Raw genomic sequence first — 16496 nt, forward strand, 5'->3', positions numbered from 1 at the left:
CAATCTCCGAAAATGAATGCCTCTCGTGCCCTTGTGAGGGCATGACGAAGCCGCTATGGTTCCTCGCCGCCTGGACTTGCACGTTTCGGGCACTGCTGTCATTCCCAATTGCACGCCTGTATGGAGAGAACTTATGACCGGGCCGATTTTGAAGGGCTCGCTCTGCGCGGCCATCACGCCATTCACAAATGGCGCGGTGGATGAAAAGGCTTATCAGGACTTCCTCCAGTGGCATATCGATCAGGGCACGCACGGCGTCGTTTCCTGCGGTACCACCGGTGAATCGCCGACCGTCGACCACGCGGAGAACAAACGCATCAACGAACTCGCGGTCGAGGTGTGCAAAGGGAAAATTCCCGTCCTGGCGGGCACCGGCTCGAACAACACCGCCGAGGCGATCGACCTGACCCGCCACGCCGCCAAGGCGGGGGCCGATGCGGCATTGATCGTGACGCCATATTACAACAAGCCCAGCCAGGAAGGTCTGTATCAGCACTACAAGGCCGTTCACGACGCGACGGACATCCCGATCGTCATCTACAACATCCCCGGCCGCTGCATCGTGGATATGTCGGTCGAGACGATGGCCCGTCTGGCCGAGCTGCCGCGCATCGTCGGCGTCAAGGACTGCACCGGCGATCCGAAACGCCCATTCCGCACCCGCACGGAGATAGGCGATGAGTTCGCTCAACTCTCCGGCGAGGATCCTGGCATCATGGGCTTCCTGGCGCTGGGCGGGCACGGCTGTATCTCGGTGACGGCGAACGTTGCGCCGGGACCATTGTCGCAGATGCACGAGGCCTGGCAGCGCGGCGACGTGGCGACGGCGCAGCGCATCAACGACCGCCTGATGCCGCTGCATGACGCCATGTTCTGCGAGCCGAGTCCGGCCCCCGCGAAGTACGGGGCAAGCCTGCTTGGCTTCTGTGAGGAGGGCGTGCGCCTGCCGATCGTGCCTTGCAGCGAGGCTGCGAAGTCCCAAGTCCGGCAGGCAATGACGCATGCGGGGCTGATCAACTAGCGGGAAGGCCTGAAGCCTTCCCGCCTGCACGATTGCCGCTGTTTCGGGGCCGCTTATGGCGAAGAAAAAGAGCAAGCCGTTCACGGAATTCGGCACCGTGGCGGTCAACCGCCGCGCGCGCCACGACTATGAGATCGAGGAGGAGATCGAGGCCGGGCTGCAGCTCTACGGCAGCGAGGTCAAATCGCTTCGCGAGGGGCGTTGCTCAATCACCGAGGCGTTCGCGGACGAGAAGGAAGGCGAGATTTGGCTGCTGAACGCGCACATCGGCGAGTACCCCTCGGCGATGTTCCAGCATGCGCCCAAGCGTCCTCGTAAGCTCCTGGTGCACAAGCGTGAGTTGGATAAGCTTCTGGGACAGATCAACCAGAAGGGCTACACGCTCGTGCCGATGCAGATCTACTTCAACAAGCGCGGTATCGCGAAGCTGAAGATCGGCCTCGGCAAGGGCAAGCGGAAGGTCGACAAGCGCGATACAGAGAAGGAGCGCGACTGGCAGCGGCGGAAGTCGAAGCTTCTGCGCGAATACGGGTGAGCAGACCGCAATCGGTTCTTCAGTCCGATTCCGGCGCTGCTTCGACGCGTTTTTCGATCTGGCGCAGCACGCCCTCGAACATCTCCGGTGTCAGGCGCCCGGTGTTCGTGTTGTAGCGGGAGCAATGGTAGCTGTCGGCCAGGATCAGTCCATCCGGCAACTCATGCTCCGCGCCGTGCGCAAAGTCATATCGTGCTCGGACAAGGCCCCGTGCCGCAAGCACGGCGTCGTGCGCGACCTTGCCGAGTGCAAGAATGATGCGCAGGTTTGGCAGCCCGGCAAGCTCGGCTTCCAGGAAATGCTGTCGACAGGTCCTGATTTCTTCCGTCGTCGGCTTGTTTTCAGGCGGCACGCACTTGACGGCGTTGGTAATGCGGCAACCGACGAGATCCAGGCCGTCGTCCGGGCTGGCCCGATAATCGCCGCGCGCCAACCCCACCTTGCAAAGCATCGGATAAAGCAGGTCGCCGGCATAGTCTCCCGTAAACGGGCGGCCAGTCCGGTTCGCCCCCTTCAGGCCAGGCGCCAGTCCCACCACCAGAAGCTGCGCGCGCGGGCTCCCGAACGAGGGGACGGGGGCATTGAAATAACCAGGAAAGGCCTCGCGGTTACGCCGCCGGAATTCCACCAGCCGGGGACACAACGGGCAATCCTGGCCCGGCTCCGGCGGCGCCTTGATACTCACGACGGTCCGATATATCAGATGTTGTCGTCCGGGAATTCGCCCGGCGGCGGCACGTCGTAGCCGCCCGCACCCTCTTCTTGCGGCCGGGGCGGACGGGTCCGCCGGCGCTCGTCGGGTGCGCCGCTGTGGACGCGTTCGATGTCTTCCCGCAGGGTTTCGATGTCGATGAAGGAGTCGGCCGCACGGCGCAGCTCGTCCGCGATCATCGGCGGCGAGGTGCGGATTGTGGAGACCACGGTGGTGCGCACCGCCTTGCGCTGGACCGCGTCGATCAGGCGGCGGAAATCGCCGTCGCCCGAAAAGAGGATTACGTGATCCAGGTTGTTGGACATTTCGAGCATGTCGATCGCAAGCTCGATGTCCATGTTGCCCTTGACCTTGCGACGGCCGGTATCGGAATCGTGGAACTGCTTTGTCGGCTTGGTCACCATCGTGTAGCCGTTGTAATCGAGCCAGTCGATTAAGGGCCGGATCGGCGAATACTCCTGATCTTCCACCAGAGCGGTGTAGTAGAAGGCGCGAACAAGGCGGCACTCGTTCGCGAAGAGATCCAGAAGGCGCTTGTAATCGATGTCGAAACCAAGGGAGCGGGCCGTTGCGTACAGGTTTGCGCCATCGATGAACAGGGCTGCGCGCTCTTGCGGGTAAAAATGCATTGGAAGTCCTCTTCGAATTCACAATAAGAAAATCGCGCTGCCATTGGAGGCCGCGATGCCGTTCCACGAGCCATAAAGCCCGTGCTTGTGCTGATTAAAGGTAATAAGGCAGGTATGCAAGCCGTGGCCGAACGAAGGAAAGGTCTGTAGGGCGAAGCCATATGATAATCATCGCGTTGGGCGCCAATCTGCCCTCCGAACATGCCGGCCCCCCGCGCGCCACGCTGGAATGCGCGCTCGCGGGACTACAGGCTCGGGGAATCGCCGTTACGGGCCGATCTCGCTGGTACGAGAGCGCGCCGGTGCCGGCCTCGGACCAGCCGTGGTTCGTGAACGCCGTCGCCAGCCTGGAAACGGACCTCGCCCCCGGCGCTCTCATGCGGACGCTGCACGATATCGAGGCCTTACTTGGCCGGGTGCGTGACGGGACGGCGAATGCCGCGCGCGCGGCGGACCTCGATCTCATCGACTACCATGGCCGGGTCAGCGGGCCCGACGCTTGGCCTCGGCTGCCCCATCCGCGTATGGAATCCCGCGCGTTCGTGGTGAAGCCGCTGGCCGAACTGGCCCCGGATTGGCGCCATCCCGTATCCGGTGCCACAATTCAGGAGCTGCTTCGCCGGCTTTCGCAAGACCAGGTGTGCAACCCGTTGCCGGAAGGCTCGCGAAAGGGCGGCTGCCCTTGAAAGGCAGCCGGGCGATGCCTATAAGTGCGTCAGCTTCGTGACGCTTTCCCGCAGGAGAAACCATGGCGCGCGTTACTGTCGAGGACTGCATCCTACAGGTCCCCAACCGCTTTGAGCTGGTCCTTTTCGCCGCTCGCCGCGCCCGCGACGTGTCGTCGGGCGCGCCGCTGACGCTGGACCGGGACAATGACAAGAACCCCGTTGTCGCACTGCGCGAGATCGCCGAGCGACGGGTCGACTTCCAGCAACTGGAGGACTCCCTGATCCAGCGGCAGCAGAAGCTCGTCGCCCGTGACGACTCCGAGGAAGACCTGCCCGAGTTCGACGCCCTGGAGGGCGAACTGGAGGCCAGCGCCCGGATGGCCGCCGAGGGCCTGCAGGGCGGCGCCCAGCCCGCCGGCGAGAGTGCCGAGGCCGCGGGTGAGGGAGAGGGCTCCGAATCGCTTGAAGAGATCGCCGAGCGCGAGGCGGAGGCCGACGCCGAGGCGGCCGCCCGGGAGTCGGAGAGCGAGACGGAAGAATAGGGGACTTTCGCGGCAATCTTGGATGCTTTGCGGGATTGCCGGCGCCGCACCGCTTGGCGTTGGCCGGAGGCGTTCGTACATTATGTAGGGAATGGTTCCTGCAGGCGCCCGCCGGTCGCCGCGGCGGTGAGGCGAGATGATCCGTCAGTTCGAATTACTCGAGAGGGTAAAGGCCTACGACCCACAGGCTGACGAGGATGCGCTGAACCGTGCGTATGTCTTCGCCATGAAGGCGCACGGTTCGCAGACGCGCGCGTCCGGCGACCCCTACTTCTCCCACCCGATCGAGGTCGCGGGCATCCTCACCTCGCTCAAGCTCGACACCGCCTCGATCATCACCGCCTTGCTGCACGATACGGTCGAGGACACGGACACCACGATCGAGGATATCGAGCGGCTGTTCGGCAAGGACGTGGCGCGCCTTGTCGACGGTGTCACCAAGCTTTCCCGCCTGGAATTACAGTCGGAGCAGAGCCGCCACGCCGAGAATTTCCGCAAGCTGGTGCTGGCACTGTCGGAGGACATCCGAGTCCTGCTGGTGAAGCTGGCCGACCGCCTGCACAACATGCAGACGCTGCATTACGTGAAGTCGGCCGACAAGCGGCGCCGCATCGCGCTCGAGACGATGGAGATCTATGCGCCGCTGGCCGAGCGCATCGGCATGCAGCACTTCAAGGACGACCTTGAGGACCTCGCCTTCAAGGAACTGCATCCCGAGGCACGGGAATCCATCATCAAGCGCCTGGAATTCCTGCAGGAACGCGGCGGCGCGCTTGAGCAGCGCGTGATCGATGAATTGCAGGAGGGGCTGCGTGCCGAGGGCGTCGACGCCGAGGTGACCGGGCGCATGAAGACGCCCTATTCCATCTGGCGGAAAATGCAGCGCAAGGATGTCGGTTTCGAGCAGCTTTCCGACATCATGGCCTTCCGCATCGTCGTGGACAGTCTCTCGGAGTGCTACCACGCCCTGGGCGTCCTGCATTCGCGCTATCCGGTGGTACCCGGGCGCTTCAAGGACTACCTCTCGACACCCAAGCCAAATGGCTACCGTTCGCTGCACACTGGCCTGATCGGCCCGGAACGTCAGCGCATCGAGGTGCAGATCCGTACCCGCGAGATGCACGAGGTGGCGGAGTACGGCGTCGCCGCGCACTGGATCTACAAGCAGCCCGCGACACCCATGATGGATGGCCGGCAGTACCGCTGGGTCCGAGAACTGCTGGATATCCTGGAACATGCTTCCAACCCGGAGGAGTTCCTGGAACACACCAAGATGGAGATGTTCCAGGACCAGGTGTTCGTCTTCACCCCGAAGGGCGACCTGATCGCCCTGCCGCGCGGCTCGACGCCGGTCGACTTCGCCTATGCGGTCCATTCCGAGGTGGGCGATACCTGCGTCGGTTCACGCGTCAACGGGCGCATGGTACCGCTGAAGACCCGGCTTCGGAACGGCGATCAGGTGGAGATCGTCACCTCGAAGGCCCAGACGCCGTCGCCGGACTGGGAAAAGTTCGTCATTACCGGCAAGGCGAAGGCCCGGATCCGGCGTTTCGTGCGCATGCGCGAACGTGAGCAGTACTCGGAGCTGGGCCGCCAGATGCTGCAGAAGGCGTTCCGGCAGGAAGGCTACGAGTTCACGGAAAAGGCGCTTGCCAACGTCCTGAAGAAGTTCAAGTGCGAAGCCGTCGACGACCTCTATGTCCTGGTCGGCCGGGGCAACGCCACCGCGCGCGAGGTCGTCCACGCCGTTTTCCCCGGCAGCCGGGAGGACGGCAAGGAACGCAAGGTCGTGCCGATCGGCCGTGCCCGGGGCAAGTCGGGCAAGCGCGAGAACGCGGTGCCGATCAAGGGCCTGATCCCCGGCATGGCGGTCCACTTCGCGCATTGCTGCCATCCGCTGCCGGGCGAGCGCATCGTCGGCATCGTCACGACCGGCAAGGGCGTGACGGTGCACACGATCGACTGCGATACTCTCGACAATTTCCAGGACACCCCGGAACGGTGGATCGACCTGGCCTGGGACGTCGACGAGACCGGCGATCAGTATACCGGCCGCCTGCATCTCGTGGTCGCGAACGAGCCGGGCAGCCTGGGCTCGCTATCCACGGTAATCGGCCGCAACAAGGCCAACATCAGCAACTTGCGCATAACCCACAGATCGGGCGATTTTTTCGAGCTGCTGGTGGACCTGGAGGTTGCCGACGTCAAACACCTGACGAACGTGATGGCAGCGCTGCGGGCGACGCCAGTGATTACCTCGGTGGAACGGGCACGGGGGTAGTGCCGGTTGAAGGCGTGAATTGAACGGGCGGGCGCAATGCTTTTCGGGCGGCGGTACCGGCTACCGACATGGAAGCGCGTGCGGGAGTTGATCTGGCCGCGGGCGGGGATCAGGCGTGCCGCGAAATACGTGGCGCACCGCGTGCGGCGCCTGCCGGGAACGCCAAGTAGCATCGCCGCCGGCTTTGCCTGCGGCGCGGCGGTGTCCTTCACCCCGTTCATCGGCTTGCATTTCGTCATGGGGGCGGGTCTTGCCGTGCTGATGGGCGGCAACGTGATCGCCTCGGCTATCGGGACGACGGTGGGGAATCCCTGGACGTTTCCCTTCATCTGGTCGTGGATCTTCACTCTCGGCCGCTGGATCCTGGGGCAGGGCAACGGTGCGGCGCTGCCCGTGGACCTGTCGCTGACGTGGATATTCGACCATCCCTGGGAAGTCCTCTATCCTATGGTCATCGGCGGCCTGCCAACGTCAATTGTTGCTTGGTTCATCTTCTTCTGGCCGTGCTATAAGGCCGTACAGCGGTATCAGTCGGCCCGGCGCGCCCGCCGCGAGCGTGGGGCACGGCTGCGGCAGTTGCGGCGCCAGCGCAAGACGGCCGCATACAAGACCGAGGGAGAGGGATAATGGCGCGCACGCTGCGCCTTGGCGTCAACATCGATCACGTTGCGACCATCCGCAACGCGCGCGGTGGGCCGCATCCCGACCCGGTGCGCGCGGCAAGGCTGGCCGCGCAGGCCGGGGCCGACGGGATTACCGCCCATCTGCGCGAGGACCGCCGCCATATCTCCGACGCCGACATCGAGCGTCTGGCGGACGAGATCTCGCTGCCGCTGAACCTGGAAATGGCGGCGACGGACGAGATGGCAGCCATCGCCCTGCGTCATCGCCCACATGCGGCCTGCATCGTCCCCGAAAAGCGAGAGGAGCGGACGACCGAGGGCGGCCTGGATGTCGTCGGCAATCGCAAGGCGCTGCGCGATCTCGTGGCCCGGCTGGGCGAGGCCGGGATCCGCGTCTCGCTGTTCATCGAGCCGGAAGCGCGCCAGCTTGAGGCCGCCGTCGCCGTCGGCGCGCCGGTCGTCGAGCTGCACACGGGCGCCTACTGCGAAGCGTATTTCGGCGATTACGGCGGCAGCGAGACGCAGCGTGAGCTCCGGCGTATCGTCACCGCGGCGGCGGAGGCCGAGCGCCTTGGCCTGGAATGCCACGCCGGGCACGGCCTCACCTTCGATACCGTCACCCCGGTTGCGGAGATCGAAACCATCGTGGAGTTGAATATCGGCCACTTCCTGATCGGGGAGGCCATCTTCTCCGGCCTGGACAGCGCGGTGAAGCGCATGCGCGCTCTGATGGACGACGCCCGCGCGGCGCGGACCGCGTGACGCGATGATCCTCGGAATCGGCAACGATATTATCGACATCCGGCGGATCGAGCGTTCGCTGGAGCGTTACGGCGACCGCTTCATCCGGCGCGTCTTCACCGAGGTCGAGCAGGCGAAGTCCGAGCGAAGGCTGAACCGCGCCGCCAGCTATGCGAAGCGCTTCGCCGCCAAGGAGGCCTGTGCCAAGGCGCTGGGCACGGGCGTGCCGCGCCAGGGGGTGTCGTGGCGCAGCATGGGCGTCGTCAACCTGCCCAGCGGCCGGCCGACGATGGAACTCACGGCTGGCGCGGCCGAGCGCCTGCGCGCTATGACGCCCGTGGGCATGGCACCGCAGATCGACGTAACGATCACCGACGAACCGCCACTCGCCCAGGTGGTGGTCATCATCTCCGCCGTTCCCTCGGCCGAGTGACACAATGCTGGAAAAACAATGGATTCAATGACAAAAGCGACAGCCAAGAAGAAGGGTGGCATCGGAGAAACCGTGCGCACCGTCGTCTATGCCGTGCTGATCGCACTGGTCATCCGGACGTTCGCCTACGAGCCATTCAGTATCCCGTCCGGTTCGATGATACCGACGCTCCTGGTCGGGGACTACCTCTTCGTCTCCAAGTATTCCTACGGCTACAGCCGCTTCTCGCTACCGTTCAGCCCGCCGCTGTTCGACGGCCGCGTGATGGGCGACGGGCCGGAGCGGGGCGACGTGGCCGTGTTCAAGCTGCCGACGGACAACAGTACGGATTATATCAAGCGGGTGGTCGGGCTGCCGGGCGATCGCATCCAGGTGGTCGATGGCATTCTTCACATCAACGGCGAACCGGTGAAGCGCGAGGAAGTGGCCGACCAGCCCGACGGTGCCACGGCGACGCTGTACCGGGAGACCTTGCCAAACGGCGTCACCCATCTGATCCGTGAGCGCAGCGACCATCAGTTCTATGACAACACGCCCGTCTACACTGTCCCGGAAGGGCATTACTTCATGATGGGCGACAACCGGGACTCCAGCCAGGACAGCCGGGCGCTGTCGCGCGTCGGCTATGTGCCGTACGAGAACTTCGTCGGCCGCGCCGAGTTCATCTTCTTCTCGCACGACGGCTCCGCCTCCCTGTGGGAGATCTGGGCTTGGCCGGCATCGGTCCGCTTCGGCCGGCTTCTGGACGATGTCGGGTAGGAACGCGGCGCCGGAAACGCGTCTGGCCGAGCGTATCGGATATGTCTTCAGCGATCCGGCCCGGCTGCGCCGGGCGCTCACGCATTCCAGCGCCGCCGGCGTCCGCAAGTCCGAAGCCGCCAGCTACGAACGGCTGGAGTTTCTCGGCGACCGTGTACTTGGGCTCATTGTGGCGGACATGCTGATCGATGCATTCCCGGACGAGCCGGAAGGCGCTCTGGCGCGGCGTCATGCCGTGCTGGTCAGCCGCGAGACGTTGGCCGAGGTGGCACGCGGCCTTGGGCTTGGCGAATTTGTGTTGGTTTCCAAGGGCGAGGCCGAGGGCGGCGGGCGGGAGAACCCGGCGATGCTGGCGGATGTCTGCGAGGCGGTGATCGGCGCACTGTACCGCGATGGCGGCCTGGCAGCGGCGGACGCCTTCGTGCGGCCGCGCTGGAAACCGCTGCTGGCCCAGGACCGCAAGCCGCCGCAGGACGCGAAGACCGCGCTGCAGGAATGGGCGCAGGGCCGTGGCCTGCCGTTGCCAAGCTACCGCGAGGTGTCGCGCGAGGGGCCGCCACACGACCCGCGTTTCACCGTCGCGGCCGAGGTCCAGGGCGCCGAACCGGCGACGGGCGAGGGGCGCTCCAAGCGCCTGGCCGAGCAGGAGGCGGCGCGGCGTCTCCTGGATATGCTGCGCGCGAACGAGGTAAAATGACCGAAAACGCCAACACGTCACAATCCATGCCTGCCGGTGCCGAGGGCTCGCGCTGCGGCGTTGTCGCGCTGATCGGCGCGCCGAATGCCGGCAAATCGACCCTGCTGAACCACCTAGTGGGCGCCAAGGTTTCCATCGTGACGCACAAGGTGCAGACGACGCGCGCCCGCGTGCGCGGCGTCGCCCTGGATGGGCCCGCGCAGGTCATTTTCGTCGATACGCCGGGAATCTTCTCGCAGGCCAAGCGGCGGCTGGAGCGGGCGATGGTGCACGCGGCCTGGACCAGCGCCGAGGACGCGGACGTCGTCGTGCTGCTCTACGACGCCGCGCGTAAGAAGGTCGACGAGGATACGCTGGCCATCGTCGAGAAGCTGAAGCGCATCAACCGGCCATGCGCGCTCGCGCTCAACAAGATCGACCGCATCCGCCGCGACAAGCTGCTGGAACTGGCGGCCCGCTTTGACGCCGAGGGCGTGTTCGAGCGCATCTTCATGATCTCCGCCGAAACGGGCGATGGCGTGGCGGACCTGAAGCACTGGCTGGCCGAGCGGATGCCGGAAGGGCCGTGGCTCTATCCCGAGGACCAGCTTTCCGACCTGACCATGCGCTTGCTGGCCGCCGAGGTCACGCGCGAGAAGCTGTTCCTGAACCTGCATGAAGAGCTGCCGTATTCTCTGACGGTGGAGACCGACGACTGGCAAGAGTTCGACGACGGCAGCGCGCGCATCGAGCAAACCATCTACGTCGAGCGCGATGCGCAGAAGCGTATCGTCCTGGGCCGCCAGGGCCAGATGATCCGCAAGGTCCGCGAGGCCGCGCAGCGCGAACTTAGCGAGGAGATGGAGCGCCCGGTCCACCTGTTCCTCTTCGTCAAGGTGCGCGAACGCTGGACCGACGACCCCGAGCGCTATCGCGACTGGGGACTGGAGTTTGATGTGTGAGCGGTCGCTCCCGCTCGACAGCGCCCTTTTTTCGCGCCATCTCTAACACATGATCGAGTGGCAGGACGACGGCATCGTCCTTTCCAGCACCCCGCACGGCGAGGATGCCACCGTCGTGCACCTGCTGACGCGCGAGCACGGGCACCACGCGGGCCTCGTGCGCGGCGGCCAGTCGCGGCGGGCGCAGGGGACATACCAGCCGGGGAACCTTGTCCAGGCAAGCTGGCGGGCGCGGCTGGCGGACCATCTGGGCCAGTACAGCTGCGAGGTGGTGGAAACACCCATCGCGCGCCTGATGGACCGGCCCGACCGGCTCGTGGCGCTCTCCGCCATGGCTGCAGTGGCGCAGCATGCCCTGCCGGAGCGCGAGGCGCATCCTGCAGCCTTCGAGGGCACGCAGGCGCTGCTGGCCGCGCTGGAGGGTGAGCACTGGGCCGAGGCCTATGTGCACTGGGAGATGTTCCTGTTGGGCGAGCTTGGCTTCGCGCTCGACCTCTCGTGCTGCGCCGGCGGCGGCAACGACCGCCTGGCCTATGTCAGCCCGCGTACCGGGCGGGCGGTGTCGCTGTCGGCGGGCGAGCCGTATCGCAACAAGCTGCTGGCGCTGCCGGGCTTCCTGGTCGGCTATGGCGGCGGCGGCACGGGGGAAGTGGCGCAGGGTCTGCGGCTGACCGGCTTCTTCCTGGGCCGGCACATCTTCCATCCCGCCGATCGCGACCTGCCGGCTGCGCGCCACCGGCTGGCCGAGCGCTTCGAGCGGGCACTGGGCGAGGGCAGCGGTAGCAAGGCAGGTAGCGACGGGGAAACCGATTCGGTTGATCGCCCGGCGGGGATGGACTAACACCGCTGACATGGCGCGGCAGGGCAGAACCTCCCAGGATAACGATACCGGCGACGGGCCCAGGGTTGTCGTCGTGGGCGCCGGTGTGGTCGGCATCTGCGCCGCCTTGCAGCTCCAGCGCGAGGGTGCGCGGGTCACCGTGCTGGACCGGCAGGCGCCGGGCGAGGGCGCGTCCTACGGCAACATGTCGATCATCGGCGAGGACTCGGTGGTGCCCATCGCCACGCCGGGGGTGTTGAAGCAGTTGCCGCGCATGCTGATGGACCCATTGAGCCCGCTGGCCATCCGCTGGTCTTACGTGCCGCAGCTTTTCCCCTGGCTCTGGCGCTTTCTGAAGGCCGCCCGTCCGGCCGAGGTCGAGCGTATCTCGAAGGCGCTGGCCGATCTGCTGGACGGCGCTATCGACGCTTTCAAACCGCTTCTGGAGGAGGCCGGCGAGCCCGACATGCTGCGCCGCACCGGCTGGCTCTGTGTCTACGAGACGGAGCGGGGCTTCCGCGCCTATCGCCGCAGCCTGGAACTGCAGCGCCGCCGCGGCGTGCGGGTCGACGTGCTGGATGGCGGCGAACTTCGGCAGCTTGAGCCGGCGCTGGGCGACACCGACCGCTTTCACAAGGGCGTGTATTACCCGGACGTCTGCTATGCCAGCGACAACTACAAGCTGGTCCGCGTGCTGGCCCGGTCCTTTCGCCAGCGCGGCGGCCGTATCCTGCGAGAGGAGGTGGGCGATTTCGAGATCGGGCCCGAGGGGCCGAGCGCCGTGGTCACGCAGAAGGGCCGGCACGCCTTCGACCGCCTCGTGATTGCCGCCGGCGCGTGGTCGCGACCGCTCACCCGCAAGCTGGGATGCGATGTCCCGCTAGAGACCGAGCGCGGCTATCACCTGACGCTGAACGACCCCGAGACGCGGCCGCGCACGCCCGTGTTCTCGACGGAGCACGGCATGGTGTGCACGCCGATCGACGCCGGCCTTCGTATCGGCGGCACAGTCGAGCTTGGTGGGCTGGAGGCGCCGCCGGACTGGCGCCGGGCCGACGTTCTGCTCCGTAACGCCCAGCGTTGGTTTCCCGATCTCACGGACCGGGATTCGAGCCGCTGGATGGGCCACCGGCCGTCGATGCCGGACAGCATGCCGGTGATCTCTCGCGCGCCCCACTTCCACAATACCGTCTTCGCCTTCGGCCACGGGCACTGCGGGCTCATGCTGTCCGCGCGCACCGGAGAGATGGTGCGGGATCTCGTCCTCGATCGCGATCCCGCGGTCGATCCGACACCATTTCGCGCGGACCGATTTCAGGCGCGGCGTCCTGACCGCGCCTAACTCTCCACCACCTTGCGGTAGAGATGCCAGGTGGCGTGCCCCAATATCGGCATCACGATGGCAAGGCCGACGAAGAACGGTATGCAGCCGACGGCCAGGCTGCCGGCAACGATCAATCCCCAGCCCGCCATCGTCCTCGGGTTCGCCTGCACCACGCGGATGGAGGTTTGCACAGCCGTCATGGCGCTGACGTCGCGGTCGATCAGCATCGGGAACGATACAACGCTGATGGTCAGCACCAGGATCGCGAACAACAGGCCGGCGCCGTTGCCGAGGACGATAAGCGTCCAGCCGGCGCCGGTGGTGAAGAGCTGCGCCGCGAAGTGACCCACCGAGGTCGGCGGCGTCCCGCCCAGCGTTATCGCGTAGATGCCCCAGGCCACGACGAGCCAGGCCAGGAAGATCGCCACGAGCACAAGACCCAGCGCAACGATGGCGCGGATCGAGTGCGAGCGTACGACGCCCAGCGCGTGTTGCCAGGAAATCTCCAGCCCGGCCTCGCGCCGCCGGCTCAACTCATAAAGCCCGATGGCTGCCAGCGGGCCGACCAGGGCGAAGCCGGCGACCAGGGGGAACAGCAGCGGGAGAACCTGATAGCCGAACGTCAGCCGGCTCGCGAACAGCGCTACCAGCGGATAGATGATGCAGAGGAAGACGATATGGCTGGGCTTCGACCGGAAGTCGTCGATGCCCTTCGCCAGCGCATCCCTGAGATCGGCGACCCCGATGTGCCGCACCTCCGGATGGTCGAGCCCCGCGCGCGCACCCTCGACAGTCGTCTGGTTCGCCATGGCGCACCTCCTGAAGACGTCGCTCGAACACGGCTTCGCGCCTCTGACGGATTCGATGGAAAACGCAACCCGTCACTCTCAAGAATGGTACGCTTATGAGACCGCATTGTCGTCTCACCGCCGAACACGATTGCGGGAGTGGGAGAGGTGAGTGTTGGTGCGGGCGGGGGGACTCGAACCCCCACGGCATAGGCCCCGGGATTTTAAGTCCCGTGCGTCTACCAGTTCCGCCACGCCCGCGACGATGTGTCTGCCAAATAACTCCGCGCGGAGTCCGTATAGCAACTCAGGCGGGCGGAGGCGAAGGGGAAAACTTGGAGGGCGCGCCCTCCCGGTGACGACTGGCGTTACGTCGGCTGCGGTTCCGGTTCCCAGTCGCCGCCGGTGCCGCCTTCGTCGCGGGGCTTGCCCTTGCCGGCAGAGGGGACGGAAGCGGAGGACTTGGCCGTGTCTGGCTTCTGTGTGCCGGAGTCGCCGTGGCCGGGATCCTCCCCCTTTAGCACCTTCTGCACGTCCTCCGAGCCCAGCGTCTCATACTCCAGCAGCGCCTTGGTCAGGCGGTGCAGGTCGTCCAGGTGCTTGCCCAGCACTTCCTTGGCGCGGCTCTCGGCCTCGTCGATGAGGCGGCGGACCTCCTCGTCGATCAGGCGGGCGGTATGCTCGCTCACGTGGCTTTCGCGGGTGAGCTGGTCGCCCAGGAACACCTCCTGATCGTTGCCGGCATAGCGCAGCGGGCCGAGCCGCTCGCTCATGCCCCATTCGGTGACCATGCGCTGGGCCAGCTCGGTCGCCTTCTTGATGTCGTCGCCCGCGCCGGTGGTGACGTCCTCGTGGCCGTAGATGATCTCCTCGGCGACACGGCCGCCGAACATCATCGCGAGACGGGCGGTGATCTCATTCTTCTGATAGCCGTAGCGGTCCTTCTCCGGCAGCGCCATGGTGACGCCCATCGCCTGGCCGCGCGGGATGATGGTGATCTTGTGCAGCGGGTCGTTACCCGGCACAAAGAGGCTCACCAGCGCGTGGCCGGCTTCGTGATAGGCAGTGCGCTCCTTCTCCTCTTCGTCCATCACCATCGAGCGCTTCTCCGCGCCCATCAGCAGCTTGTCCTTCGCCATCTCGAAGTCGCGCTGGGTGACTACGCGCTTGGTCGCGCGCGCGGCGATCAGCGAGGCCTCGTTCACCAGATTGGCGAGGTCCGCACCAGAGAATCCGGGCGTCCCGCGCGCGATCACCTTCAGGTCCACGTCCGGGGACAGCGGCACCTTGCGCACGTGCACCCGCAGGATCTGCTCGCGGCCCAGCACGTCCGGGTTCGGCACAACCACCTGCCGGTCGAAACGGCCGGGGCGCATCAGGGCAGGGTCCAGCACGTCGGGACGGTTGGTGGCGGCGACGATAATCACGCCCTCGTTCTTCTCGAAGCCGTCCATTTCGGCCAGGAGCTGGTTCAGCGTCTGCTCGCGCTCGTCGTTGCCGCCGCCGAGGCCCGCGCCACGCTTGCGGCCCAGGGCGTCCAGCTCGTCGATGAAGACGATGCAGGGCGAATTCTTCTTCGCCTGCTCGAACATGTCGCGCACGCGGCTGGCACCGACGCCGACGAACATCTCGATGAAATCCGAGCCGGAAATGGTGAAGAACGGCACTTCCGCCTCGCCGGCGATGGCGCGGGCCAGCAACGTCTTGCCCGTGCCCGGCGGCCCCACGAGCAGCATGCCGCGCGGAATCTCGCCGCCCAGGCGCTGGAATTTGCCGGGGTCGCGCAGGTAGTCGACGATTTCCTCAAGTTCTTGCTTGGCCTCGTCGATGCCGGCGACGTCCTCGAACTTCGCCTTGCGACTGTCCTCGGTCAGCATCTTGGCCTTGGACTTGCCGAACTGCATTGCCCCGCCGGCGCCGCTGCGCGCCCGACTCATGAAATAGATCACTACGCCGATCAGCAGCAGCATCGGGAACCACGAGATGAGGATGCTCCACACCGTGGTTTCGCCCGACTCGCTCGGCTGCACCTGGATGCGGACATCGTGCTGGCGCAGCTTCTCGACCGGCTTGGCGCTGTCGGGGGCGAAGGTGCTGAACCGCGTGCCGTCGTTCAGGCGACCCTCGATGGCGTTGCCTTTCATGGTCACGCTGTCGACCCGGTCGGATTCGACGCGCTGCAGGAACTGGGAGTAGCTGACCTCGTTCCCCTTTTTCTGCTCGCCGAAGCCCTGGCCCAGCGACAGGAACATGGCGACGACGAGGCCAAGGATGATCCAGGGAAGGAACTTGCGGAAATGATCGGGCATATCGACAGCTTGGCTTGGGTGGTCCACGCGGGCAATGCCCGCGGTCAATGTTTGAATATCGCTTACCGGCCAAGTGGTTATCAAACCAAAGGCGTCAAGTGCGTGGCACGGGTCGCTCACAGGGCCCGGCGGGCGGAACGCCTCGCCCGCGCAGGCGTTGGACTCGATAGGCGAGCCGCCACTTTGAGGGGGTCACGGCGATGTCGACCAACAGCCTGCGCGTCTTCGACGAAACGCATCACAAGACGAATATCTGGTTAAAGGATCTGATGGAAGTGATGGACAGCGACGACCGGCAGCGGGCCTACCGCGTGCTGCGCGCGGTTCTGCACGCCCTGCGCGACCGTCTGACGGTCGACGAGGCGGCGAAGCTGGGCGCGCAGCTCCCGATGCTGGTGCGCGGCTTCTACTACGAGGGCTGGCACCCGGCCGGCACGCCGGTGAAGATGCGCCACCGGGACGAGTTTCTCGGCCATGTCCGCGAGCGGCTGCGCGACGCGCCGGATATGGACGTGGAGCAGGCGACCCGCGCCGCCTTCGCCGTGATCGCCCGGCACATCACCGGCGGCGAGGTGGACTCCATCATCCACAGCATGCCCAAGGAGGTCCGGCAGATGTGGCCGGGCGCCACGGCGGCGGGTTAGACTGATACCCGCCGAATCAAGGGGGCGTG

18 protein-coding genes and 1 tRNA gene are annotated in these 16496 nt (G+C 65.8%); 14 read left to right on the forward strand and 5 right to left on the reverse strand.

Going from position 1 to position 16496, the window contains the following annotated elements; translation table 11 throughout:
* Positions 1-133: 133 nt before the first annotated feature.
* Complete coding sequence (gene dapA / locus DRB17_RS00725) at positions 134-1021, forward strand: 4-hydroxy-tetrahydrodipicolinate synthase (RefSeq protein WP_114580250.1); 888 nt, start codon at positions 134-136, stop codon at positions 1019-1021.
* Between the two features lie 55 nt (positions 1022-1076).
* The gene (gene smpB / locus DRB17_RS00730) at positions 1077-1556 is read left to right on the forward strand and encodes an SsrA-binding protein SmpB (RefSeq protein WP_114580251.1); all 480 of its coding nucleotides are present in this window, start codon (positions 1077-1079) and stop codon (positions 1554-1556) included.
* Positions 1557-1575: 19 nt separating this feature from the next.
* On the opposite strand, the gene DRB17_RS00735 is transcribed toward smpB, so the two are convergent.
* Entirely contained in the window at positions 1576-2241 is a 666-nt protein-coding gene (locus DRB17_RS00735; RefSeq protein WP_421778216.1) for a uracil-DNA glycosylase, read from the reverse strand.
* A gap of 14 nt (positions 2242-2255) precedes the next feature.
* Complete coding sequence (locus DRB17_RS00740) at positions 2256-2897, reverse strand: LabA-like NYN domain-containing protein (RefSeq protein WP_114580252.1); 642 nt, start codon at positions 2895-2897, stop codon at positions 2256-2258.
* Positions 2898-3058: 161 nt separating this feature from the next.
* On the opposite strand from DRB17_RS00740, the gene folK reads away from it, so the two are divergent.
* The 11 genes from folK to DRB17_RS00795 all read left to right on the forward strand — a co-directional run bounded on the left by folK (position 3059) and on the right by DRB17_RS00795 (position 12744).
* Complete coding sequence (gene folK, locus DRB17_RS00745; protein WP_114580253.1) at positions 3059-3583, forward strand: 2-amino-4-hydroxy-6-hydroxymethyldihydropteridine diphosphokinase; 525 nt, start codon at positions 3059-3061, stop codon at positions 3581-3583.
* A 62-nt stretch (positions 3584-3645) separates the two neighbouring features.
* The gene (rpoZ, locus tag DRB17_RS00750; protein ID WP_114580254.1) at positions 3646-4107 is read left to right on the forward strand and encodes a DNA-directed RNA polymerase subunit omega; all 462 of its coding nucleotides are present in this window, start codon (positions 3646-3648) and stop codon (positions 4105-4107) included.
* A gap of 136 nt (positions 4108-4243) precedes the next feature.
* Complete coding sequence (locus tag DRB17_RS00755) at positions 4244-6388, forward strand: RelA/SpoT family protein (RefSeq protein WP_114580255.1); 2145 nt, start codon at positions 4244-4246, stop codon at positions 6386-6388.
* Positions 6389-6424: 36 nt separating this feature from the next.
* The gene (locus DRB17_RS00760; RefSeq protein WP_114580256.1) at positions 6425-7015 is read left to right on the forward strand and encodes a DUF2062 domain-containing protein; all 591 of its coding nucleotides are present in this window, start codon (positions 6425-6427) and stop codon (positions 7013-7015) included.
* Entirely contained in the window at positions 7015-7773 is a 759-nt protein-coding gene (locus tag DRB17_RS00765; RefSeq protein ID WP_114580257.1) for a pyridoxine 5'-phosphate synthase, read from the forward strand. The genes DRB17_RS00760 and DRB17_RS00765 overlap by 1 nt, the downstream gene beginning before the upstream one ends.
* A gap of 4 nt (positions 7774-7777) precedes the next feature.
* Positions 7778-8185, forward strand: a complete 408-nt coding sequence (gene acpS / locus DRB17_RS00770) for a holo-ACP synthase (protein ID WP_114580258.1) — start codon at positions 7778-7780, stop codon at positions 8183-8185.
* A gap of 27 nt (positions 8186-8212) precedes the next feature.
* The gene (lepB, locus tag DRB17_RS00775) at positions 8213-8944 is read left to right on the forward strand and encodes a signal peptidase I (protein WP_114580259.1); all 732 of its coding nucleotides are present in this window, start codon (positions 8213-8215) and stop codon (positions 8942-8944) included.
* Complete coding sequence (gene rnc, locus DRB17_RS00780) at positions 8934-9641, forward strand: ribonuclease III (RefSeq protein WP_114580260.1); 708 nt, start codon at positions 8934-8936, stop codon at positions 9639-9641. Before lepB ends, rnc begins: the two co-directional genes overlap by 11 nt.
* A complete protein-coding gene (gene era / locus DRB17_RS00785; RefSeq protein WP_206607740.1) occupies positions 9638-10582 on the forward strand; it encodes a GTPase Era in 945 nt (314 codons plus the stop codon). The genes rnc and era overlap by 4 nt, the downstream gene beginning before the upstream one ends.
* Positions 10583-10631: 49 nt before the next feature.
* Positions 10632-11423 (forward strand): DNA repair protein RecO, encoded by a 792-nt coding sequence (gene recO, locus DRB17_RS00790; protein ID WP_206607741.1) that lies wholly within the window; start codon positions 10632-10634, stop codon positions 11421-11423.
* Between the two features lie 10 nt (positions 11424-11433).
* Complete coding sequence (locus DRB17_RS00795; protein ID WP_114580261.1) at positions 11434-12744, forward strand: NAD(P)/FAD-dependent oxidoreductase; 1311 nt, start codon at positions 11434-11436, stop codon at positions 12742-12744.
* Here the strand turns inward: DRB17_RS00795 and DRB17_RS00800 are convergent.
* The 3 genes from DRB17_RS00800 to ftsH all read right to left on the reverse strand — a co-directional run bounded on the left by DRB17_RS00800 (position 12741) and on the right by ftsH (position 15823).
* Positions 12741-13535: a DUF2189 domain-containing protein gene (locus tag DRB17_RS00800; protein ID WP_114580262.1), complete on the reverse strand. Its 795-nt coding sequence runs from the start codon at positions 13533-13535 to the stop codon at positions 12741-12743. The two genes, DRB17_RS00795 and DRB17_RS00800, sit on opposite strands and share 4 nt — an antisense overlap.
* A gap of 155 nt (positions 13536-13690) precedes the next feature.
* A tRNA-Leu gene (locus DRB17_RS00805) sits at positions 13691-13775 on the reverse strand.
* A 107-nt stretch (positions 13776-13882) separates the two neighbouring features.
* A complete protein-coding gene (gene ftsH, locus DRB17_RS00810; protein ID WP_114580263.1) occupies positions 13883-15823 on the reverse strand; it encodes an ATP-dependent zinc metalloprotease FtsH in 1941 nt (646 codons plus the stop codon).
* Between the two features lie 200 nt (positions 15824-16023).
* Here ftsH and DRB17_RS00815 point away from each other — a divergent pair, with 200 nt between their 5' ends.
* Positions 16024-16467, forward strand: a complete 444-nt coding sequence (locus DRB17_RS00815; RefSeq protein ID WP_114580264.1) for a DUF2267 domain-containing protein — start codon at positions 16024-16026, stop codon at positions 16465-16467.
* The last annotated feature ends 29 nt before the right edge of the window (positions 16468-16496 follow it).

Origin of the sequence: Ferruginivarius sediminum (assembly GCF_003344765.1) — a bacterium.
Classification (GTDB): domain Bacteria; phylum Pseudomonadota; class Alphaproteobacteria; order Kiloniellales; family Rhodovibrionaceae; genus Ferruginivarius; species Ferruginivarius sediminum.

Excerpts from the sequence above, each read along its gene's own strand:
- DRB17_RS00800 (WP_114580262.1), bottom strand. The coding sequence starts at position 13,535 with ATGGCGAACCAGACGACTGTCGAGGGTGCGCGCGCGGGGCTCGACCAT.
- rpoZ (WP_114580254.1), top strand. The coding sequence starts at position 3,646 with ATGGCGCGCGTTACTGTCGAGGACTGCATCCTACAGGTCCCCAACCGC.
- DRB17_RS00815 (WP_114580264.1), top strand. The coding sequence starts at position 16,024 with ATGTCGACCAACAGCCTGCGCGTCTTCGACGAAACGCATCACAAGACG.
- dapA (WP_114580250.1), top strand. The coding sequence starts at position 134 with ATGACCGGGCCGATTTTGAAGGGCTCGCTCTGCGCGGCCATCACGCCA.
- recO (WP_206607741.1), top strand. The coding sequence starts at position 10,632 with ATGATCGAGTGGCAGGACGACGGCATCGTCCTTTCCAGCACCCCGCAC.
- smpB (WP_114580251.1), top strand. The coding sequence starts at position 1,077 with ATGGCGAAGAAAAAGAGCAAGCCGTTCACGGAATTCGGCACCGTGGCG.
- DRB17_RS00765 (WP_114580257.1), top strand. The coding sequence starts at position 7,015 with ATGGCGCGCACGCTGCGCCTTGGCGTCAACATCGATCACGTTGCGACC.
- acpS (WP_114580258.1), top strand. The coding sequence starts at position 7,778 with ATGATCCTCGGAATCGGCAACGATATTATCGACATCCGGCGGATCGAG.
- lepB (WP_114580259.1), top strand. The coding sequence starts at position 8,213 with ATGACAAAAGCGACAGCCAAGAAGAAGGGTGGCATCGGAGAAACCGTG.
- folK (WP_114580253.1), top strand. The coding sequence starts at position 3,059 with ATGATAATCATCGCGTTGGGCGCCAATCTGCCCTCCGAACATGCCGGC.
- rnc (WP_114580260.1), top strand. The coding sequence starts at position 8,934 with ATGTCGGGTAGGAACGCGGCGCCGGAAACGCGTCTGGCCGAGCGTATC.
- DRB17_RS00740 (WP_114580252.1), bottom strand. The coding sequence starts at position 2,897 with ATGCATTTTTACCCGCAAGAGCGCGCAGCCCTGTTCATCGATGGCGCA.
- DRB17_RS00795 (WP_114580261.1), top strand. The coding sequence starts at position 11,434 with ATGGCGCGGCAGGGCAGAACCTCCCAGGATAACGATACCGGCGACGGG.
- era (WP_206607740.1), top strand. The coding sequence starts at position 9,638 with ATGACCGAAAACGCCAACACGTCACAATCCATGCCTGCCGGTGCCGAG.
- DRB17_RS00760 (WP_114580256.1), top strand. The coding sequence starts at position 6,425 with ATGCTTTTCGGGCGGCGGTACCGGCTACCGACATGGAAGCGCGTGCGG.
- ftsH (WP_114580263.1), bottom strand. The coding sequence starts at position 15,823 with ATGCCCGATCATTTCCGCAAGTTCCTTCCCTGGATCATCCTTGGCCTC.
- DRB17_RS00755 (WP_114580255.1), top strand. The coding sequence starts at position 4,244 with ATGATCCGTCAGTTCGAATTACTCGAGAGGGTAAAGGCCTACGACCCA.